This window comes from Neobacillus sp. S1115 (genome assembly GCF_055385565.1).
The window spans coordinates 4,448,448-4,467,567 of record NZ_AP038275.1 but is presented as its reverse complement, the minus strand read 5'-3'; the positions used below and the strand labels follow the sequence as shown (position 1 = coordinate 4,467,567).

Below are 19,120 nucleotides of genomic sequence, written 5' to 3'. Positions count from 1 at the left end.
TGGTGATAAAACGTGTCTAGATTGGAACGTAAATGGGATCACATCCGCCTAGCTATTGAAAATGGGCACACGCGTTCTTCAGCATTTGATGATATTAAATTTATTCACCAAAGCTTACCGAATATTGGTATTAGTGATGTTCGATTAAATCAAAAAATAGGCGAACTTTATTTAAGTTCGCCTATTTTTATCAATGCGATGACGGGCGGCGGCGGTGAAAAAACCTATTCGATTAATAAGGAACTGGCCATTGCTGCAAGCGAGCTTGGATTGGCGATGGCTGTCGGTTCTCAAATGTCGGCTGTTAAGGATCGAACTCAAAGCTATACCTATGAAGTGGCCCGTAAAGAGAATCCGAAGGGCGTTTTGATTGCCAATCTTGGCAGTGAGGCACAGTTGGATGATGCAAAATATGCGATTGAAATGATTGAAGCCAATGCGCTGCAAATTCATTTAAATGTAATCCAAGAGCTGACCATGCCGGAGGGGGATCGTGACTTTTCCGGAGCCTTAAAAAGAATTGAAACCATCGTAAACGGTGTAGAAGTCCCAGTGATCATAAAAGAGGTGGGCTTTGGTATGTCCCGTGAAACGATTCAAATGCTTTTCTCGATAGGGGTACAAATTGCCGATTGTGGGGGAACCGGAGGAACCAACTTTGCTGAGATCGAAAATAAACGCAGAGAGAAATCCCTTCCTTTTTTCACTGATTGGGGCATACCCACTCCTGTTTCTATTGCGGAAGCTTCATCCATTTCCAACATTTCCATCCTTGGCTCTGGCGGTTTTATGAACGGTTTGGATATCGTCAAAGGAATAGCCTTGGGAGCGGATGCGATTGGTGTTGCCGGTCATTTCCTGAGGATTCTTGTAGAAAAAGGGACAGAAGCCTTAGTGGATGAAATGCAGGAGCTGCTTATGGAGATTACCCTTATTATGACAGCCTTAGGGGTAAAATCCATTTCGGAATTGAAACGTGTTCCCTTGATTATTTCTGGGCAGACTTATCATTGGTTAACCCAAAGAGGGATCGAAACTAAACAATACAGTCAGCGACAAGTTTAAAGCTCCTGCAAAATGCAGGAGCTTTTCTTCTTGTCTGGCTGCAGCGCCTAGGGGCTCGGGGTCATAAGCCAATCCGTCAAGAAGGCTAAAAAACAGCCTTCTCGCCGGCTCGTCTTATGCCTGTCGCCCCTGGTCAAGGCGCTTCCGCTTTTCTTTTAGTAATCGTCCTTCCCATCATTTAAACCTCTTGCCTCATCAGGACCTGACAGCTTCGTGGACCCCTTATAGTGCAAGGCTTGATCACGGTCTGACTCCACTCTTCTGCTTGCTTTTAGCTTTTTCTCTTGGCGGTCTTTTCCCATTTTTCTACACCTCCTCTTTATAAGATGAATCACACAGGAAATATTATTCAGTGAGTATAAAAGTTCATCAGGAATATCAATAATGATAATAATAGGAGGTGTATGTATGGAAGGTGCAGCATTTTATTTGATTTTTTGGATGTTTTGGGTTTACCTTACGTTTATTTTACCTAAGGATAATCCGTATCGGCTAAGGGTTGCGGCTGCAGTATTAATCTTGATTATTTTTTCAAACCATCATTTTAGTTTCGGCATGGTTGACGTTTATGCAAGCGGGGTTGTCATCTTAGGTTATTCATATTTATTTATAAGCAAAGAAAAGCAGCGGGTTATCATATACCTTCTCATTTGTTCTTTAATTATCACAATTGCATACGTAACCTTCCATTTGTTCGAAATATTTGACCCGGTTTGGTTAATATTTAAGAAGGAATGGATGATGGGAATCGGTATCGGCTATTTGGCTATAATCCTGCAAAACACATTAAAGGGGAGACTGCTGATTATATTTAGCGGTACCATGCAGGGAGAGTTATTGTACGCGTATATTTTAAATAAATTTCAATTTCCGCATTCAATCGGAGATTTTGCTTATTTAGATGTATGTGCGTTGATTTCCGCAGTAACGGTTGGCTGGAGCCTTTTGGAAAATGCAGGAGCAGTACTGCAAAATCATTTTCATTTTTTGGAAAAAGCAAAACAAAAATCTTCTTAACAAGATTTATTCCCCCTATCCGTTGCAGGAGGAGATTAACATTTGCTAAGATAGGATAGTTAGACCTTTCTGGGGGTACCCCGAAGGGTTCTTTCATCATTTTTAGTAACTTTACATACTAAAAAAGTTTGATTAACGGATAAGAAAGGATGGCGATTTGAATGGTTAAACCTGTTATTGCCATTGTGGGAAGACCGAATGTCGGAAAATCCACTATTTTTAATAGAATTGTTGGTGAACGAATTTCCATTGTTGAAGATATCCCAGGTGTGACGAGAGACCGAATTTATAGCTCAGGCGAATGGCTCAACCATGATTTTAATATCATCGATACAGGCGGGATTGATATTGGTGATGAGCCGTTTCTGGAGCAAATCCGGCAGCAGGCGGAAGTGGCGATTGATGAAGCTGACGTCATTATCTTTTTAACGAATGGGAGAGAAGGGGTTACGGCTGCTGATGAAGAAGTGGCGAAAATTCTTTATAAAACAAAAAAACCAATTATCCTAGGGGTTAATAAGATTGATAATCCTGAAATGCGGGATATGATTTATGATTTTTACGCACTTGGGTTTGGAGAGCCAATCCCAATTTCGGGGTCTCATGGACTTGGCCTGGGGGATTTGTTGGATGCTGCTGCAAAACATTTTCCAAAGGGCGGAGAAGCAGAGTATGATGAGGATGTTATTAAGTTTTCTTTAATTGGCCGGCCAAATGTCGGAAAATCTTCTTTGGTTAACGCCATATTAAGAGAAGACCGGGTAATTGTCAGCAATATCGCCGGGACAACCCGTGATGCCATCGATTCTCCTTATACGTACGAAGGACAAGAATATGTTATCATCGATACAGCAGGAATTAGAAAAAAAGGTAAAGTATACGAAAGCACCGAAAAATATAGTGTGCTGCGGGCACTTAGGGCCATTGAACGATCAGACGTGGTTTTGGTGGTCATTAATGCGGAAGAAGGAATCATTGAACAGGATAAGAAAATCGCAGGCTATGCCCATGAAGCCGGAAGAGCGGTCGTCATTGTCGTCAATAAGTGGGATGCTATTGAAAAAGATGAAAAAACGATGAAAGAATTTGAGCAGAAGATCAGAGATCATTTTCTGTTTCTTGATTACGCACCGATCGTTTTCTTATCTGCTAAAACGAAAAAAAGAATCCATACCTTGCTGCCAGTGATTAATTTGGCTAGTGAGAACCATTCTATGCGTGTTGAAACAAGTGTCTTAAACGATATTATTATGGATGCGGTTGCCATGAACCCGACACCAACGGATAAAGGCAGAAGATTGAAAATTTATTATGCAACACAGGTTGCCGTGAAGCCGCCAACCTTTGTCATTTTCGTCAATGAACCAGAATTATTGCATTTTTCTTATGAACGTTTTCTTGAAAACAGGATAAGGGATGCATTTGGCTTTGAGGGCACCCCTATTAAGATTTATGCAAGAGAAAGAAAATAGCCTTGAGGCGGTGATCGTAATGGAAGAGAAACAAAAGGCTGCTGCCGTCGTCGGTGCTGGATCCTGGGGGACAGCTCTGGCGATGGTACTGGCGGATAATGGACTCGGGGTCCGGTTGTGGAGCCATAATGAGGAACAAGTTAAAGAAATCAATCAGTTTCATACAAACAAAAAATATTTGCCCGGAATAGACCTTCCTGAATTAATCGTTGGCTATGCTTCCTTAAGCGATGCCTTGGCAAATATTAAGCATGTTATTTTAGCGGTTCCCACAAAGGCCATTCGCGAGGTCATTCGGAAAATTCAAGCTGTCGTAACTTCTCCGATTATGATAACACATGTAAGTAAAGGGATTGAGCCCGATACTTTGATGAGAATTTCGGAAATCATCAAAGAGGAAATGCCTGAAGAGCTGTTAGATGCTGTCGTTGTTCTTTCTGGCCCAAGCCATGCCGAGGAAGTTAGTCTCAGACACCCGACAACGGTTGCGGTTACTTCGGAAAATATGGAGGCTGCTGAAGAAATTCAGGATTTATTTATTAACCACAATTTCCGTGTCTATACGAATTCCGATGTAATTGGGGTTGAGATTGGCGGTGCCTTGAAAAACATTATTGCCTTGGCTGTAGGAATTACCGATGGTTTGGGCTATGGGGATAATGCCAAAGCTGCCCTAATGACAAGAGGATTGGCTGAAATCGCGCGTCTTGGCACAAAAATGGGAGCTAACCCGTTAACTTTCTCCGGCTTGGCTGGAATAGGCGATTTAATTGTCACCTGCACCAGTGTTCACTCAAGAAACTGGAGAGCAGGAAATTTATTAGGGAAAGGAAAAACCCTAGAGGAAGTACTTGATAGCATGGGTATGGTCGTGGAAGGTGTCAGAACCACGAAAGCTGCTTACCAGCTGGCCGAAAAATATGAAGTAAAAATGCCTATTACCCGTGTGCTCTATGATGTTTTGTTTAATGGCAAAAATGCAAAAGACGGGGTAGAGGTATTAATGGGTCGCAGCAAAACGCATGAGATGGAGGATTTGGTTAATATTTTGGATGAAAGAAATATATAACGAAAAAATGTGCCTTTTCCTTCAAAAAATAGGCGTTCTTCTGATACGCTTTAACATGAAAATGCATACAATGCAACGAAGCAACTTGGTAGTATGACGCTGGAGTATGGGTTATTTAGTCTTGACCTGGCTGAAGTAAAGAACTCGCCCCTCTTTACTTCAGTTTTTTATTTTTATGTTATAATAACATTCGGACAAGGGGGGAATTACGTTGTCACCAGGTATGTTAAAGATGTGGATATCCGTTGGCGGAATGGCTTTAATGTTTCTCGCCATTATTACCATTTATTTGAGCAGGTATAAATTAACAGGAGTACTCCGTTTTGTTACAGCTATTCTTGCCTATCTATTTATGATTGCAGCAGGGCTGACACTGCTTATCGTATTCCTGACATGACGAAAAATATACATATAAAGGTGATTATATGAAGTGGAAGATGCTGGGCTTGTGTGCAGCTTTGGCTTTCCTGTTAACGGGATGTATGTATCCAAAGGAGGAATTGGCAAAGAATCAGATTCCGTACAAGGATCAAATACAAGCAGTTCAAACGGCTGTGGACGATTTTAGAAATGATAATGGCGGTATACTGCCAATCAAGACGAAAGAAGCGGGTACCCCCATTTATCAAAAGTATCCAATTGATTTTAAAAAGATTGCCCCCAAATATATAGCTGAACCACCCGGTAATGCGTTTGAAAACGGGGGTATATTCCAATACGTTTTGGTTGATGTGGAAACCAGTCCAACCGTGAAACTTATTGACTTAAGAATGGCTGAAACGATCCGGGATATGAAATTAAGATTAAAGGCAATGGGGTATCCGCCCTATAAAAAACAAATTGCTAAAAATGTGTTTACTCTAGATTATAAAAAATTGGGATATAAGGAGCCTCCATATGCCGTCAGCCCGTATTCCAATCAAAATTTATCCTTTGTCATCACTGGGAATGCCGAAGTATATATAGATTACAGCCCTGACCTTTATCAGGCAATTAAGAAATCAGACCAGAAGGTGAATCCTGGCGAGGATATCCGGCCTATTCTAGTCAATAACTCTATGTTCGTTCCGGCTTTTTCCCTGCCCTACACCGTAGACCCAAAAACAAATGAACCGGTATTTCTAGAAGAATAAGATTTAAAAGTCATAACCCTTTTCCTGCGAAATATATTGTAGGAGAAGGGTTTTTTTTCAATAAATAAACGCGGTACGGCGAATTCCTAATTCCATCGTATCGATGAACATAAATAGAAACCCTCCATCCATTTTGACCTTACAGGTACTGTAAATACCAGCATTACATGAAATTTTTTTTGAAGGAGGTAAAAAATTTTTTGAAAAGTGTCATAACTGGGTAGGACAACATCATAAACATATACTGTCCAAAAATACCTATATGGATGAAACTATCCCACTTTACTCTATGATCAGGAGGGGATCACTTGGAAAAGGTAGATATTTTTAAGGATATTGCCGAAAGAACGGGCGGCGATATTTATTTAGGAGTGGTCGGAGCAGTACGAACAGGAAAATCAACATTCATTAAAAAATTTATGGAGCTTGTTGTCTTGCCGAATATAAACAGCGAAGCAGATAGATCGCGAGCACAGGATGAGCTTCCGCAAAGCGCAGCTGGAAAAACAATCATGACAACTGAGCCTAAATTTGTTCCAAACCAGGCCGCAACTGTTCATGTTGATGAAGGCTTGGATGTCAACATAAGACTTGTGGATTGTGTTGGCTATACAGTACCTGGAGCTAAAGGGTATGAAGATGAAAATGGCCCTAGAATGATTAATACGCCATGGTATGAAGAACCTATTCCATTCCATGAGGCCGCTGAAATTGGCACCAGAAAGGTCATTCAGGAGCATTCCACAATAGGTGTGCTGGTTACAACAGATGGAACCATTGGAGAGATTCCAAGGAGTAATTATATCGAGGCCGAGGAAAGGGTTATTGAAGAGCTCAAAGAAGTCGGCAAGCCGTTTATTATGGTGGTGAACAGTGCCCAGCCATATCATCCAAGTACAGAGACTCTTAGGTCCAATCTGGCTGAAAAATATGACATTCCTGTTATTGCCATGAGTGTTGAGAGCATGAGGGAAAATGACTGCTTAAATGTACTCCGCGAAGCACTTTATGAATTCCCTGTTCTTGAAGTCAATGTCAATCTGCCAAGCTGGGTAATGGTTCTAAAGGAAAATCATTGGCTGAGAGAAAGCTATCAGGATGCTGTTAAGGAAACGGTAAAAGATATCAAGAGATTGAGAGATGTCGACCGGGTTGTACAGCATTTCAGTGAGTTTGAGTTTATTGACAAGGCAGGACTCGCCGGAGTGGAAATGGGTTCAGGTGTAGCTGAAATCGATTTATTTGCTCCGGATGAATTATATGATGATATTTTAAAAGAAATAGTCGGGGTAGAAATCAGAGGAAAAGACCATTTGCTAGAGCTTATGCAGGATTTTGCCCATGCAAAAGCGGAATATGATCATATTGCAGATGCCCTAAAAATGGTAAAACAGACCGGCTATGGAATTGCTAGTCCAACACTTTCAGATATGAGCCTCGAAGAGCCGGAAATAATCCGTCAGGGTTCCCGTTTCGGTGTTAGATTAAAAGCAGTTGCACCATCCATTCACATGATTAAAGTGGATGTGGAATCAGAATTTGCGCCGATTATTGGAACAGAAAAACAAAGTGAAGAGCTAGTCCGTTACCTAATGCAGGATTTTGAAGATGACCCGCTATCTATTTGGAATTCTGATATATTTGGCCGCAGTTTGAGTTCCATCGTCCGTGAAGGCATTCAGGCTAAGATTTCCTTAATGCCGGAAAATGCTAGATACAAATTAAAAGAAACACTTGAAAGAATTATCAACGAAGGCTCAGGCGGTTTGATTGCCATTATTTTATAAAATTGGACTCCTCTGGAGTCTTTTTTTTATGCGTTTCTACCTAATTATGATCAATAAAGTAGAATTTTGTAGAAGAAAAGAAAAGATTCCCATAATTTCTTGAAATCTTCTTGATATGCTGAATTGATTATGATAATCTTTTAACAGAATTACGTTAGTAGTGCATCAGTCCTTTATTTTAAAAGGTTTTTTCAAAGATTTAGAAATTGCTGCAAATGCGGTAATTTTTATAACTTTTACAATAAAACTGCGCTGTTGAACGTATAGAAATCAGAAAAAGTGTTTAGAAATGTAGATAAGTAATCTTATTTATCTCGATAAACCTTTGGGAGGAGGTGAAAGGCATGAACAAGACAGAACTTATTAATGCAGTAGCGGAAGCCAGCGAACTTTCTAAAAAGGACGCAACTAAAGCGGTTGATGCTGTTTTTGATTCGATTTTAGATGCTTTAAAGAATGGTGATAAGGTTCAACTTATCGGTTTTGGTAACTTTGAAGTACGCGAGCGCGCAGCACGTAAGGGGCGTAACCCGCAAACTGGTGATGAAATCGAAATCGCGGCAAGCAAGGTTCCTGCTTTCAAACCAGGTAAAGCGCTTAAAGACGCAGTAAAATAATTACATAAATTATTGCTTTAAGCGAATGCTTAAGAGCAAAGGCCATGGCAAACACCATGGCCTTTTTCTTGTTCTAAGAAATTATAGATGAAGACATTGTGAATAGCTTGTTTCCAGGATAGACACGTCCAGCTCCAGCGCCCTAGCGGCTAGTGTCCTTCGCTCTCCGCCCTACGATAAGTCAAGCACGAATGCGCTAACGCTCTTCGTGTTTCCTTTATCTCAGTTGGAGAGCTCCAGGCCATACGCCGCTGACCAGGGCGCTTGCGCTTTTGTTCTTCGGCACTGTTAAATTGCCTGCTAAGAAAACAATATGCTAATATGTATTTGACATCTATTAGAGGCAAATAGGAGGAGTTAACATGGCAGAGGTAAATCGTGCCCAAATTGAAGAGGCGGTACGTTTAATATTAGAAGCAGTCGGGGAAGATCCAAATCGGGAAGGACTTCTTGACACCCCTAAGCGTGTGGCAAAAATGTATGAAGAAGTTTTTAGCGGGTTAAAGGAAGATCCTAAAAAGCATTTTGAAACGATTTTCAGTGAGGATCATGAAGAATTGGTATTGGTGAAGGATATTCCGTTTTATTCGATGTGTGAACACCATCTTGTCCCATTTTTCGGGCATGCTCATGTGGCCTATATCCCGCGTAATGGCCGTGTAACGGGCTTAAGCAAGCTGGCAAGAGCAGTCGAAGCTGTTGCCAAAAGGCCACAGCTGCAGGAACGAATTACTTCCACCATTGCTGATAGTATTATGGAAAAATTAGAGCCGCACGGTGTAATGATTGTGGTGGAAGCAGAACATATGTGTATGACGATGCGTGGAGTGAAAAAACCGGGAGCAAAAACCGTAACAACTGCTGTTCGTGGAACACTCGCCGAGGATGTCAGCGCCCGCTCCGAAGTGCTCTCCTTAATAAAAAATTAACTTTTTTCTAAAACTTTAGAGGTGATGATGATGGAAAACCGGCAGCCACAAAGTAGTGATTATATTGTCATTAAAGCAAATGATGATGGAGTTAGTGTCATTGGTCTGACGAGAGGTACTGATACAAGATTTCACCATTCTGAAAAGCTTGATAAAGGTGAGGTATTAATTGCTCAATTTACAGAGCATACTTCTGCTATTAAAATTAGAGGGAATGCCAAAATTCTTACTCAATACGGGGAAATTGAAAGTGAAATAAAAAAATAGAGGACTTTTTGGTCCTTCTGTTTTTTATAAGAGTATTCTTAGTTAATGAGAAATATAATTATTTTGTGAATTCCTGCTCATGGATGTTTATATGTGTTATAATGGTGACTGCCTTGTTTATTGGCAGAGTTTTTCTTACTTAATTATTTAACATGCATTTTCCTTTTGGATTAGGAAATAAGAATACATAATGATACTACTTCGGGGAACAAGGGTGATTAAAAATGCAGGATATTCGACAAAAGTTAATAAGCATTAAGGAAAAAGTCGAAAACCGTGTTTTTGATCCTTACTTGCTACAATTTATTGAGACCCCAATAGTTGACGAGGATAAACTCCTAATTTTAGTTTCCATCATGGACCGGATGGATTTGTCTTATCACGAAATGGAAAACTATGCCCTCTCGACTATGCTGGTACAAATCGCCCTCGATACCCATGAACATATTACCTCAACAAATGAGGAAAAAAACCGGCAGCTTACTGTTTTGGCCGGGGATTATTTTAGCGGATTGTATTATAAGCTCCTGGCCGATTCAGATGACATTTTCATGATAAAAGCACTGTCGGAAGGAATTAAGCAAGTAAATGAACATAAGACTTCAGTATATTTTACTGAGTCAGAGGATATCGAACAGCTGATGAAAAGCATGATGGTCATTGAAAGCTCGCTGCTTTCGAAGCTTGCCGAATATTTTAATATCGACCTTTGGAATGATGTTCTAGCCTATTACTTGCTATTCAAACGGTTATTAAACGAAAAGGCTTTATTTCTTCAAACCGGCAGCTCCATTTTATTTGCTGCATTGAAAAAAATAATGGTACCACTCCACAACAAAGACTTGCCGGATATTCAGAACGATCAGCTTTTAAAGGTATGTGACCGGTATCTTGAACTTTCAAAGCAAATAATTGAAAAAGGGATTCCAAAGCTTCCATTTCTAAATCATTTGCTTGAAGACAGGATTTCCAACTTATTAAATCAATATCAGCCATATGCCAAAACATTTGTGGAAGAAGGGTGAAGCATGCAGCAATCGAAAGAACAACGTGTTCATCAAGTGTTCGAAAAAATTTCTGATAGCTACGACAAAATGAACTCTGTTATCAGCTTTCAGCAGCATATTAGATGGCGTAAGGACACGATGAAAAGAATGAATGTACAACCTGGTTCAAAAGCCCTGGATGTCTGCTGCGGGACAGCTGATTGGACAATTGCTATGGCAGAAGCTGTCGGTCCATCCGGAAAAGTGATTGGCTTGGATTTTAGTCAAAATATGCTAAACGTAGGTAAGGAAAAAGTCCGCGAGCTTGGGTTGAATCAAGTTGAACTCATCCATGGCAATGCAATGGAACTGCCTTTTCCTGATAATAGCTTTGACTACGTCACCATTGGCTTTGGTTTAAGGAATGTGCCGGATTACCTGCAGGTACTAAAAGAAATGCAACGGGTTGTAAAACCGGGCGGAATCGGGGTTTGCCTTGAAACATCTCAGCCAACCCTTATTGGTTACAGACAGCTGTTTTTCTTTTACTTCCGCTTTATTATGCCTTTATTCGGAAAGATGTTTGCGAAAAGCTACCAGGAATACTCTTGGCTTCAAGAGTCTGCGCGCGATTTTCCAGGGATGAGAGAGCTGGCTAGAATGTTTGAGCAGGCTGGCTTTCAAAATGTTAAATATAAGCCATACAGCGGCGGTGCGGCTGCTGTTCATATCGGACATAAGAAATAACATGGAACAAAGACAGGATGAAAAGCTAGGTGGATACAAATGAAATTAAAAATGATGTATTCATTTTTGAATTCGGATATTAGTTTAATCGAGAAAAAACTGGAGGAGACGATTAAATCAGAGTCTATCCTCCTGCAGCAAGCTTCGTTGCATACATTACAAGCCGGGGGAAAAAGAATTCGTCCTGTTTTTGTTTTGCTTGCAGGAAAATTTGGCACCTATGATATAAACGTCATGAAGAATGTTGCGGTTGCATTGGAACTAATTCATATGGCCTCGCTTGTTCATGACGACGTCATCGATGATGCTGACTTAAGAAGGGGACAGCCTACTGTCAAAGCAAAATGGGATAACAAGACTGCGATGTATACGGGTGACTTCGTGTTTGCCCTTGCACTCGAATTGATGACTAATATCAAGCATCCTTTAGCCCATAAAATTTTGGCCAATGCCATAGTCGAAGTAAGCGTAGGGGAAATCCAGCAATTTAAGGATAAATATCGTTTTAATCAGAACCTTCGGGACTATCTCCGAAGAATTAAAAGAAAAACGGCTTTGTTAATTGCTGTCAGCTGCCAGCTTGGGGCGGTTGCCGCAGATGTTGAAGAAGCCATTCATAAAAAGCTTTATCGGTTTGGGTATTATGTGGGAATGTCCTATCAGATAATTGACGATATTTTGGACTTTACGGGAACAGAAAAAGAATTAGGCAAGCCTGCTGGCGGTGACCTTCTGCAAGGCAATATCACGGCTCCTGCTCTGTTTGCAATGGAAAATGAGGCAGCCCGGAAAGAAATAGAAAAGGTCCATGCAAACAGCTCAAAAGCCGACATAGAAAGAATTATTTCTTTGATCAAGCAAACCGGTGCAATTGAAAAATCGCTTGCTTTAAGTGACCTTTATTTAGAAAAGGCCCTGTCGATTCTAGAGGAACTGCCTGCCAACAAAGCAGGTAAAGCGCTTCGGGATATTGCCAGGAACATTGGCAGAAGGAAATTCTAGTTTGATTATAGTCTTGCCATTTATACCAAACAATGTTAATATTTTCGTGGATTGTTTTCGCTAGCAATCATATACATAATTTTTAGGAGTGGAATAGATGGAAAGAACTTTTTTAATGGTTAAACCAGATGGCGTACAACGTAATTTAATTGGTGAAATTGTTGCCCGTTTCGAGAAAAAGGGCTTCCAATTAGTTGGAGCAAAATTAATGAACATCTCTACAGAACTTGCTTCTGAGCATTATGGCGAGCATAAAGAGCGCCCATTCTTCGGAGAATTAGTTGATTTCATTACCTCGGGACCAGTATTTGCAATGGTATGGCAAGGTGAAAACGTGATTGCGACTGCCCGCCAAATGATGGGTTCTACCAATCCTAAGGATGCTGCACCTGGAACAATCCGCGGTGACTTTGGCATAACGGTTGGCAAAAATGTTATTCACGGCTCTGATTCACCTGCAAGTGCACAACGTGAAATCGGCATTTTCTTTAATGAGGCTGAATTAGCAGAATACACAAAATTAGTAAACGAATGGATCTATTAATCCAAATAATGAAAGCACTTGTATAACAAATACAAGTGCTTTTTTGTATACGCATTCATAAAGAAAATTTCTTTTTTCTGAATTGTCCTACTATGTTTATTCGGCTGTATATGTTATATTGATACATAATTCTTTAATGAGTTGAAGGGGGAAAGAATATGGGAATGAGGTACTTAACTGCGGGAGAATCCCATGGTCCGCAGTTAACGACAATATTAGAAGGTTTTCCAGCAGGTATGCCTTTAGAGGCAGATGATATAAATAATGATCTTTCAAGAAGGCAAAAGGGCTACGGCCGCGGCAGAAGGATGCAAATCGAAAAGGATACTGCAGAGATTATGTCAGGTGTCCGCCATGGATTGACACTCGGCTCACCGATAGCTTTAGTCGTTAAAAATAACGATTGGAAGCATTGGACAAAAATCATGGGGGCTGAACCACTTGAAGAAGGCCAGGAGGACGAAGTAAAAAGAAAAGTTAGCCGGCCAAGGCCAGGCCATGCAGACTTAAATGGTGCGATTAAATATGGACATCGTGACATGAGAAATGTCCTGGAACGTTCGTCTGCACGTGAAACAACGGTTCGGGTAGCAGCAGGGGCAGCAGCCAAAAAGCTCTTGTCGTTAGTGGGTGTGGACATTGTATCACACGTTGTTGAAATTGCCGGGATTAAGGCGAATGTTGACAGTTCAATTACACTGAAGGAATTAAAAGAGCGGACAGAAAATTCACCAGTGCGGACCGGGGACCCAAATGTGGAGCAGGAAATGATGAATGCTATTGATGAGGCCAAGAAAAATGGTGATTCCATTGGTGGCGTAGTGGAGGTCATTGCGACTGGGATGCCGGCTGGCGTGGGCAGCTATGTTCATTATGATCGTAAATTAGATGCCAAATTGGCAGCGGCGATTGTCAGCATTAACGCATTTAAAGGTGTGGAAATCGGCATTGGTTTTGAAGCAGCCTCTAAACCAGGCAGTCAAGTCCATGATGAAATAGCTTGGAATAAAGAGCAGGGCTACCACCGTTTGACAAACCGGCTAGGCGGTTTTGAAGGCGGAATGACAACAGGTATGCCAATTGTTGTCCGCGGTGTCATGAAGCCGATTCCGACTCTTTATAAACCGTTAATGAGCGTAGATATTGAAACAAAAGAACCGTTTTCAGCCAGCGTTGAACGTTCCGACAGCTGTGCCGTTCCAGCTGCTGCTGTGGTGGCGGAAAGTGTCGTAGCTTGGGAGCTTGCAAACGCGTTAGTAGAGCAATTTTACAGCGACCGTTTCGACACCTTTGCGGCAGAAATCGATAAGCAGCGTGCCTATGCGAGGGATTTCTAATGGACACAATTCAAATCCATACAAAGTCAAAAAACTATCCTGTCTTTGTTGGAGAAGGTACCCTTCAAGACATAGGCCCGTTTTTAACGGATCACTTTCCTAAATTGACAAAACTATTCATTATCACGGATGAAACAGTTGCAGGGCTTCATCTAGAGAAGCTTCTGGCCGTCTTAGAACCATTCAAAACGACTGTTTTTACAGCTCCGAAGGGTGAGAAGGCTAAAACCTTTGAGGTCTATTATAATGCCTTATCAACCGCACTTGAGAACCGTCTTGACCGGAAATCCATCGTATTAGCCTTGGGCGGGGGTGCTGTTGGAGACCTGTCAGGATTTGTTGCGGCTTCTTTTATGAGAGGAATTCCATTTATTCAGATACCAACCACAATCCTTGCACACGATAGTGCCGTAGGCGGTAAGGTAGCCATTAATCACCCGCTTGGCAAAAATATGATCGGCGCTTTTTATCAGCCAGAGGCTGTTTTTTATGACTTGGAATTGCTTAAGACTCTGCCGATCCAGGAGATTCGCTCGGGATTCGCGGAAGTGATTAAGCATGCCCTTATCAATGATGCTTATTTTTATCAATGGCTTTCCTCAAATATAGATGATTTAAATTCCCTAACACTGGAGGAATTATCGAAGTCATTAACAAAAGGAATTCGGATTAAAAATGAATTTGTCAGTCAAGATGAAAGGGAAACAGGCGTCCGTGCCTTTTTGAATTTCGGGCACACATTGGGTCATGCCATTGAAGCGGAAATGGGCTATGGAAATTTCACTCATGGTGAATCGATCATGATTGGGATGGTGTTTGCCTTAAAGCTCAGTATCGAGTATAGAGGGCTCTCTTTTCCATTGCCAGAATTCATCCAATGGGTTGAAAGGCTGGGGTATCAAACCAAGATACCTGATCATTTATCTCTTGAGAAATTAGTAACCAAAATGAAACAGGACAAAAAGTCCATTGGGGAAACGATTCATTTTGTATTCCTCGAAGAAATAGGGAAACCGGTACTTCAAGAAGTAAATGATGCTGATATTCTTGAAAGACTCAAAAGTTTTTAAAGCGAAGGGGGAGTTTAGCCATGATTAGAGGGGTGAGAGGAGCGACAACGGTTGACGCAAACACGGAAGAAGCGATTGTATCTGCAACCGAGGAGCTTTTGGCAAAATTGATTGAGGTCAATCATATCGAGCCGGACTCCGTCGCATCCGTTTTTATTTCTACAACTGAGGATGTCAATGCCGTTTTTCCTGCAAAGGCATTGCGTAATTTCGCTGGCTGGACATATGTTCCGGTCGTATGCATGAGAGAGATTCCTGTTCCAGGTTCTTTAAAAATGTGCGTAAGAATCATGATGCACGTCAACACATCTGTTTCCCAAAAAGACATCATTCATGTCTATTTAAAGGATGCAGTGGTACTTAGACCAGACTTAGGCAGCAGTTTGTCATTATAGGGCTCTGTCCATTTTAGAAAAATACAGAAAGGATGTAAATGATCATGAGATGGAAAGAACAATTATTAACTCTTACACCATATCAACCAGGGAAATCCATTGAATCAGTAAAAAGACAATATAATTTAGAGCAAATTATTAAGCTGGCTTCGAATGAAAATCCGTTTGGATGTTCACAAGCGGCTCTTTTAGCACTAAAGGAAAATTCGACAAGCCTTGCTATTTATCCTGATGGGTATGCCACAATTTTAAGAGAAAAGCTTGCTTCCTTCCTACAAGTGGGCGAGGATGAAATTATCCTTGGAAACGGTTCAGATAACCTAATCCAAATGATTTCAAGGGCGCTCCTGCATCCAGGTGCCAGCACGATCATGTCGACTCATACGTTTTCCCAATATAAGCACAACGCTGTAATTGAAGGGGCTATCATTAAAGAGGTGCCTGACATTGATGGGGAGCATGATTTAGAGGGATTTTTGACGGCCATTGATGATCAAACCAATGTTATTTGGGTGTGCAGTCCGAACAATCCAACTGGTACATATATACCGGAAAATAAACTGATCCCATTCCTTGATCAAGTTCCTGAACATATTCTTGTCGTACTTGATGAAGCCTACTATGAATATGTGGTGGCGGAGGATTACTATGATTCCACCAGTCTCGCACAGAAGTATCCGAACTTGATTGTGCTAAGGACATTTTCAAAAATTTATGGCTTAGCAGCGCTCCGTGTCGGTTATGGGATTGCCAATAGCAGCATTATCAAAGCGCTTGAGCCAGCCAGAGAACCATTTAACGTAAACTCATTAGGGCAGCTTGCCGCAGCTGAAGCTCTTTCCGACCAAGAGTTTGTCGAACAATGCAAGCAGAAAAATAGACAGGGTCTTGCTCAATATTACGAATTTTGCAAGAACAACAGCCTGAAATATTATCCATCCCAAACGAATTTCGTTTTAATCGATTTTCAAGTAGATGCGAATGAGGTATTTCAGTATTTGTTAGAACGAGGCTATATTGTCCGCTCCGGTAAAGCACTTGGTTTTCCAACAGCAGTTAGAATTACAGTAGGCTCTCCTGAACAAAATGAAGGATTAATTAAGGTTCTAGAGAAATTCCTTTCAGAAAAATAAACAGCAGTGCCTAAGAAAATTGTCCAGCGAATGGCGCCGATAGAAAGGCGCCTTACGCTTTTTGTTTTAGGGGGAGTGATCCATTGAAAGGCCGGGTTTTTGTTATTGGATTAGGGTTAATCGGGGGCTCGCTGGCGCTTTGTATAAAAAAGGAGCATCCGGAATCGACCATTATTGGATTTGATATTAATAGAGAACAGGTCAGACTTGCCAAAATGCTGGGTGTCATTGATGAAACAGCGGAGAATATTCCCGATGGCTCACAGAATGCTGATTTAATTATCGTTTCCGCACCTGTAAATGATTCGAAAACGATACTCAAGGCTCTCTCCACATTACCATTAAAACCGGATGTCATTATTACTGATACGGGCAGCACAAAGAAGATAATCGTCGATAATGCTGCTGATTTAAGGGCCAAGGGAATCACCTTTATTGGGGGTCATCCGATGGCGGGGTCGCATAAAAGTGGTGTTTCAGCTGCGAAGGATATCTTGTTTGAAAATGCTTTTTATCTTTTAACCCCTGAAGAAATGGTCGATATAGACAAGGTAGATGAGCTTAAGGGCTGGTTAAAAGGAACAAAGGCAAAGTTTTTGACAATAACACCTGAAAACCATGATTATCTGACAGGCATTGTCAGTCACTTTCCGCATATTATTGCCGCATCCATTGTCCGCCAGACAGAAAAATTGTCTGAATCGGAATCCCTAATCCCCCGTCTTGCGGCAGGAGGCTTTAGAGACATTACCAGGATTGCCTCCAGCAGTCCAAATATGTGGAAGGATATTTTGCTGCACAATCGGGAAAATCTAATTGCTCTATTAAATCAGTGGCAGGAAGAAATGGAAGGGGTAAAGGAATTACTCCAAACAGGTAACGAAAAGGATATCTATCAATATTTCTATCAGGCTAAACAATATCGGGACGGCCTGCCAATCAAAGAAAAGGGTGCAATCCCAGCCTTTTATGATTTATATGTTGATATTCCAGACGTTCCCGGGATTGTTTCTGAAGTGACCGGTTATTTGGCGAAGGAAAATATCAGTATCACAAATATTCGTATCCTCGAAACACGAGAGGATATTATCGGAGTCCTTGTCATTAGTTTTCAAACAGAAGGAGACAGGCAAAGAGCCGAGAAGTGTATTCTTACTTATACAAACTACTCCACCTCCAATGGGAGTTAAAAAGATTTAAATTAAAAGGTGATGACATGACTTCATTAAAGCTAGCAACAAATAAAAAAAGTTTAACCGGTGAATTAACGATTCCAGGGGATAAATCAATCTCCCATCGTTCTGTCATGTTTGGTTCGATTGCCCACGGAGAAACGCGGGTCACGAATTTCTTACCAGGTGATGATTGCCTAAGCACCATTTCCTGTTTTCGTAAACTCGGAGTAACCATTGAAGAAAATGGCGGAGAACTCCGCATTCTAGGCCAAGGTTTTGAAGGCTTAACCGAGCCTGACGAAGTTTTAGATGTGGGCAATTCCGGCACAACCATACGATTACTAATGGGAATATTAGCAGGCAGACCATTTTTCTCTACACTTGTGGGTGATGAGTCGATAGCGAAAAGACCTATGACCAGAGTAACAGGTCCATTATCGAAAATGGGTACGGCCATCGACGGTCGGAAAAATGGAGCATTTACTCCCATCTCCATAAGAGGTGGCAAATTAAATGCTATTCATTACGAACTTCCAGTTGCAAGTGCACAGGTAAAATCAGCACTGATTCTCGCCGGTCTTCAGGCCGAAGGCGAAACGACGATTTTAGAACCGGCCGATACTCGTGATCATACCGAGAGAATGATTCGTAAGTTTGGCGGAAAGATTTCTAAAGAAGGTCAAACCATTAGGGTAGAAGGGGGACAAAGGCTGTCTGCAGCAAGTGTAAATGTGCCAGGAGACATATCTTCCGCGGCGTTTTTCCTAGTTGCCGGCGCTGTTGTGCCAAATAGTGAAATCGTTCTGAAAAACGTAGGTTTAAATCCGACCCGGACAGGGATCATTGAGGTTCTGAAAAACATGGGCGCTGAACTAGAGATTATCCAGACTGAGGATGATTCTTTCGAGCCAGCGGGTGATCTTGTGATCAGAACATCAAGCTTGAACGGTACGGTAATCGAGGGAGAGTTAATTCCTAAATTAATCGACGAAATTCCCGTCATTGCTCTTCTTGCCACGCAGGCCGAAGGTCAAACGGTCATAAAGGATGCAGAGGAGTTAAAGGTAAAGGAAACTAACCGGATTGACACAGTTGTTCATGAACTGAAGAAACTAGGTGCGGACATCGAAGCAACAGAGGATGGGATGATTATTCACGGCAGAACCAAACTTCATGGCGGAGTAGTGTCCAGTCACGGGGACCATCGAATCGGTATGATGCTTGCTATCGCTTCTCTCCTTTGTGAAGGTGAGGTCACCTTGGATAACCCAGAAGCAATCTCCGTCTCCTACCCTAATTTCTTTACACATTTAGAAAGTCTAATTCAGTAAAAAGCTGCCTTCCGGGGCAGTTTTTCCTTTTTAAGCCTCATGTC

The 19,120-nt window shown here is 41.4% G+C and carries 21 protein-coding genes; 20 read left to right on the top strand and 1 reads right to left on the bottom strand.

Annotation, left to right across the window (positions count from 1 at the left end):
- Positions 1 to 12 precede the first annotated feature (12 nt).
- The gene (gene fni / locus ACZ5B7_RS21740; RefSeq protein WP_464490968.1) at positions 13 to 1,065 is read left to right on the top strand and encodes a type 2 isopentenyl-diphosphate Delta-isomerase; all 1,053 of its coding nucleotides are present in this window, start codon (positions 13 to 15) and stop codon (positions 1,063 to 1,065) included.
- A 155-nt stretch (positions 1,066 to 1,220) separates the two neighbouring features.
- On the opposite strand, the gene ACZ5B7_RS21735 is transcribed toward fni, so the two are convergent.
- On the bottom strand, positions 1,221 to 1,367 hold the full coding sequence (locus ACZ5B7_RS21735) for a YpzI family protein (protein WP_213145018.1): 147 nt from the start codon (positions 1,365 to 1,367) through the stop codon (positions 1,221 to 1,223).
- Positions 1,368 to 1,473: 106 nt separating this feature from the next.
- Here ACZ5B7_RS21735 and ACZ5B7_RS21730 point away from each other — a divergent pair, with 106 nt between their 5' ends.
- The 19 genes from ACZ5B7_RS21730 (at position 1,474) to aroA (ending at position 19,076) form a co-directional block, all read left to right on the top strand.
- Complete coding sequence (locus ACZ5B7_RS21730) at positions 1,474 to 2,082, top strand: YphA family membrane protein (RefSeq protein ID WP_464490967.1); 609 nt, start codon at positions 1,474 to 1,476, stop codon at positions 2,080 to 2,082.
- A gap of 161 nt (positions 2,083 to 2,243) precedes the next feature.
- Complete coding sequence (der, locus tag ACZ5B7_RS21725) at positions 2,244 to 3,554, top strand: ribosome biogenesis GTPase Der (RefSeq protein ID WP_423798959.1); 1,311 nt, start codon at positions 2,244 to 2,246, stop codon at positions 3,552 to 3,554.
- Between the two features lie 19 nt (positions 3,555 to 3,573).
- A complete protein-coding gene (locus tag ACZ5B7_RS21720) occupies positions 3,574 to 4,623 on the top strand; it encodes an NAD(P)H-dependent glycerol-3-phosphate dehydrogenase (RefSeq protein WP_213145021.1) in 1,050 nt (349 codons plus the stop codon).
- A 211-nt stretch (positions 4,624 to 4,834) separates the two neighbouring features.
- Positions 4,835 to 5,020, top strand: a complete 186-nt coding sequence (locus tag ACZ5B7_RS21715) for a DUF2768 domain-containing protein (RefSeq protein ID WP_213145022.1) — start codon at positions 4,835 to 4,837, stop codon at positions 5,018 to 5,020.
- Between the two features lie 28 nt (positions 5,021 to 5,048).
- Positions 5,049 to 5,756: a hypothetical protein gene (locus tag ACZ5B7_RS21710; RefSeq protein ID WP_213145023.1), complete on the top strand. Its 708-nt coding sequence runs from the start codon at positions 5,049 to 5,051 to the stop codon at positions 5,754 to 5,756.
- Positions 5,757 to 6,064: 308 nt separating this feature from the next.
- Positions 6,065 to 7,543: a stage IV sporulation protein A gene (spoIVA, locus tag ACZ5B7_RS21705; protein ID WP_213145024.1), complete on the top strand. Its 1,479-nt coding sequence runs from the start codon at positions 6,065 to 6,067 to the stop codon at positions 7,541 to 7,543.
- 344 nt (positions 7,544 to 7,887) lie between these two features.
- On the top strand, positions 7,888 to 8,160 hold the full coding sequence (locus ACZ5B7_RS21700) for an HU family DNA-binding protein (protein ID WP_213120357.1): 273 nt from the start codon (positions 7,888 to 7,890) through the stop codon (positions 8,158 to 8,160).
- A gap of 362 nt (positions 8,161 to 8,522) precedes the next feature.
- Positions 8,523 to 9,089, top strand: coding sequence for a GTP cyclohydrolase I FolE (gene folE / locus ACZ5B7_RS21695; protein WP_213145025.1), 567 nt, complete (start codon positions 8,523 to 8,525; stop codon positions 9,087 to 9,089).
- Between the two features lie 30 nt (positions 9,090 to 9,119).
- Positions 9,120 to 9,356 carry a trp RNA-binding attenuation protein MtrB gene (gene mtrB / locus ACZ5B7_RS21690; RefSeq protein WP_213120359.1) on the top strand — a complete coding sequence of 79 codons (237 nt, stop codon included), beginning with the start codon at positions 9,120 to 9,122 and terminating at the stop codon, positions 9,354 to 9,356.
- A 224-nt stretch (positions 9,357 to 9,580) separates the two neighbouring features.
- Positions 9,581 to 10,381 (top strand): heptaprenyl diphosphate synthase component 1, encoded by an 801-nt coding sequence (locus ACZ5B7_RS21685; protein ID WP_464490966.1) that lies wholly within the window; start codon positions 9,581 to 9,583, stop codon positions 10,379 to 10,381.
- Between the two features lie 3 nt (positions 10,382 to 10,384).
- Positions 10,385 to 11,089: a demethylmenaquinone methyltransferase gene (locus ACZ5B7_RS21680; protein ID WP_213145027.1), complete on the top strand. Its 705-nt coding sequence runs from the start codon at positions 10,385 to 10,387 to the stop codon at positions 11,087 to 11,089.
- 39 nt (positions 11,090 to 11,128) lie between these two features.
- Complete coding sequence (gene hepT, locus ACZ5B7_RS21675; RefSeq protein WP_213145028.1) at positions 11,129 to 12,091, top strand: heptaprenyl diphosphate synthase component II; 963 nt, start codon at positions 11,129 to 11,131, stop codon at positions 12,089 to 12,091.
- Positions 12,092 to 12,188: 97 nt separating this feature from the next.
- The gene (gene ndk / locus ACZ5B7_RS21670) at positions 12,189 to 12,635 is read left to right on the top strand and encodes a nucleoside-diphosphate kinase (protein ID WP_464490965.1); all 447 of its coding nucleotides are present in this window, start codon (positions 12,189 to 12,191) and stop codon (positions 12,633 to 12,635) included.
- Positions 12,636 to 12,799: 164 nt separating this feature from the next.
- Complete coding sequence (aroC, locus tag ACZ5B7_RS21665) at positions 12,800 to 13,972, top strand: chorismate synthase (protein WP_464494545.1); 1,173 nt, start codon at positions 12,800 to 12,802, stop codon at positions 13,970 to 13,972.
- Positions 13,972 to 15,042, top strand: a complete 1,071-nt coding sequence (gene aroB, locus ACZ5B7_RS21660) for a 3-dehydroquinate synthase (RefSeq protein ID WP_464490964.1) — start codon at positions 13,972 to 13,974, stop codon at positions 15,040 to 15,042. Before aroC ends, aroB begins: the two co-directional genes overlap by 1 nt.
- A 20-nt stretch (positions 15,043 to 15,062) precedes the next feature.
- On the top strand, positions 15,063 to 15,437 hold the full coding sequence (gene aroH, locus ACZ5B7_RS21655; protein ID WP_213145031.1) for a chorismate mutase: 375 nt from the start codon (positions 15,063 to 15,065) through the stop codon (positions 15,435 to 15,437).
- A 44-nt stretch (positions 15,438 to 15,481) separates the two neighbouring features.
- Positions 15,482 to 16,570: a histidinol-phosphate transaminase gene (gene hisC, locus ACZ5B7_RS21650; protein ID WP_464490963.1), complete on the top strand. Its 1,089-nt coding sequence runs from the start codon at positions 15,482 to 15,484 to the stop codon at positions 16,568 to 16,570.
- 83 nt (positions 16,571 to 16,653) lie between these two features.
- Positions 16,654 to 17,760 (top strand): prephenate dehydrogenase, encoded by a 1,107-nt coding sequence (locus ACZ5B7_RS21645; protein WP_464490962.1) that lies wholly within the window; start codon positions 16,654 to 16,656, stop codon positions 17,758 to 17,760.
- Between the two features lie 26 nt (positions 17,761 to 17,786).
- A complete protein-coding gene (gene aroA / locus ACZ5B7_RS21640; RefSeq protein ID WP_464490961.1) occupies positions 17,787 to 19,076 on the top strand; it encodes a 3-phosphoshikimate 1-carboxyvinyltransferase in 1,290 nt (429 codons plus the stop codon).
- Positions 19,077 to 19,120: the final 44 nt, after the last annotated feature.

Excerpts from the sequence above, each read along its gene's own strand:
- folE (WP_213145025.1), top strand. The coding sequence starts at position 8,523 with ATGGCAGAGGTAAATCGTGCCCAAATTGAAGAGGCGGTACGTTTAATA.
- ACZ5B7_RS21680 (WP_213145027.1), top strand. The coding sequence starts at position 10,385 with ATGCAGCAATCGAAAGAACAACGTGTTCATCAAGTGTTCGAAAAAATT.
- aroC (WP_464494545.1), top strand. The coding sequence starts at position 12,800 with ATGAGGTACTTAACTGCGGGAGAATCCCATGGTCCGCAGTTAACGACA.
- aroH (WP_213145031.1), top strand. The coding sequence starts at position 15,063 with ATGATTAGAGGGGTGAGAGGAGCGACAACGGTTGACGCAAACACGGAA.
- hisC (WP_464490963.1), top strand. The coding sequence starts at position 15,482 with ATGAGATGGAAAGAACAATTATTAACTCTTACACCATATCAACCAGGG.
- aroA (WP_464490961.1), top strand. The coding sequence starts at position 17,787 with ATGACTTCATTAAAGCTAGCAACAAATAAAAAAAGTTTAACCGGTGAA.
- ACZ5B7_RS21710 (WP_213145023.1), top strand. The coding sequence starts at position 5,049 with ATGAAGTGGAAGATGCTGGGCTTGTGTGCAGCTTTGGCTTTCCTGTTA.
- der (WP_423798959.1), top strand. The coding sequence starts at position 2,244 with ATGGTTAAACCTGTTATTGCCATTGTGGGAAGACCGAATGTCGGAAAA.
- hepT (WP_213145028.1), top strand. The coding sequence starts at position 11,129 with ATGAAATTAAAAATGATGTATTCATTTTTGAATTCGGATATTAGTTTA.
- mtrB (WP_213120359.1), top strand. The coding sequence starts at position 9,120 with ATGGAAAACCGGCAGCCACAAAGTAGTGATTATATTGTCATTAAAGCA.
- ACZ5B7_RS21730 (WP_464490967.1), top strand. The coding sequence starts at position 1,474 with ATGGAAGGTGCAGCATTTTATTTGATTTTTTGGATGTTTTGGGTTTAC.
- ndk (WP_464490965.1), top strand. The coding sequence starts at position 12,189 with ATGGAAAGAACTTTTTTAATGGTTAAACCAGATGGCGTACAACGTAAT.
- aroB (WP_464490964.1), top strand. The coding sequence starts at position 13,972 with ATGGACACAATTCAAATCCATACAAAGTCAAAAAACTATCCTGTCTTT.
- ACZ5B7_RS21700 (WP_213120357.1), top strand. The coding sequence starts at position 7,888 with ATGAACAAGACAGAACTTATTAATGCAGTAGCGGAAGCCAGCGAACTT.
- ACZ5B7_RS21685 (WP_464490966.1), top strand. The coding sequence starts at position 9,581 with ATGCAGGATATTCGACAAAAGTTAATAAGCATTAAGGAAAAAGTCGAA.
- ACZ5B7_RS21735 (WP_213145018.1), bottom strand. The coding sequence starts at position 1,367 with ATGGGAAAAGACCGCCAAGAGAAAAAGCTAAAAGCAAGCAGAAGAGTG.
- ACZ5B7_RS21720 (WP_213145021.1), top strand. The coding sequence starts at position 3,574 with ATGGAAGAGAAACAAAAGGCTGCTGCCGTCGTCGGTGCTGGATCCTGG.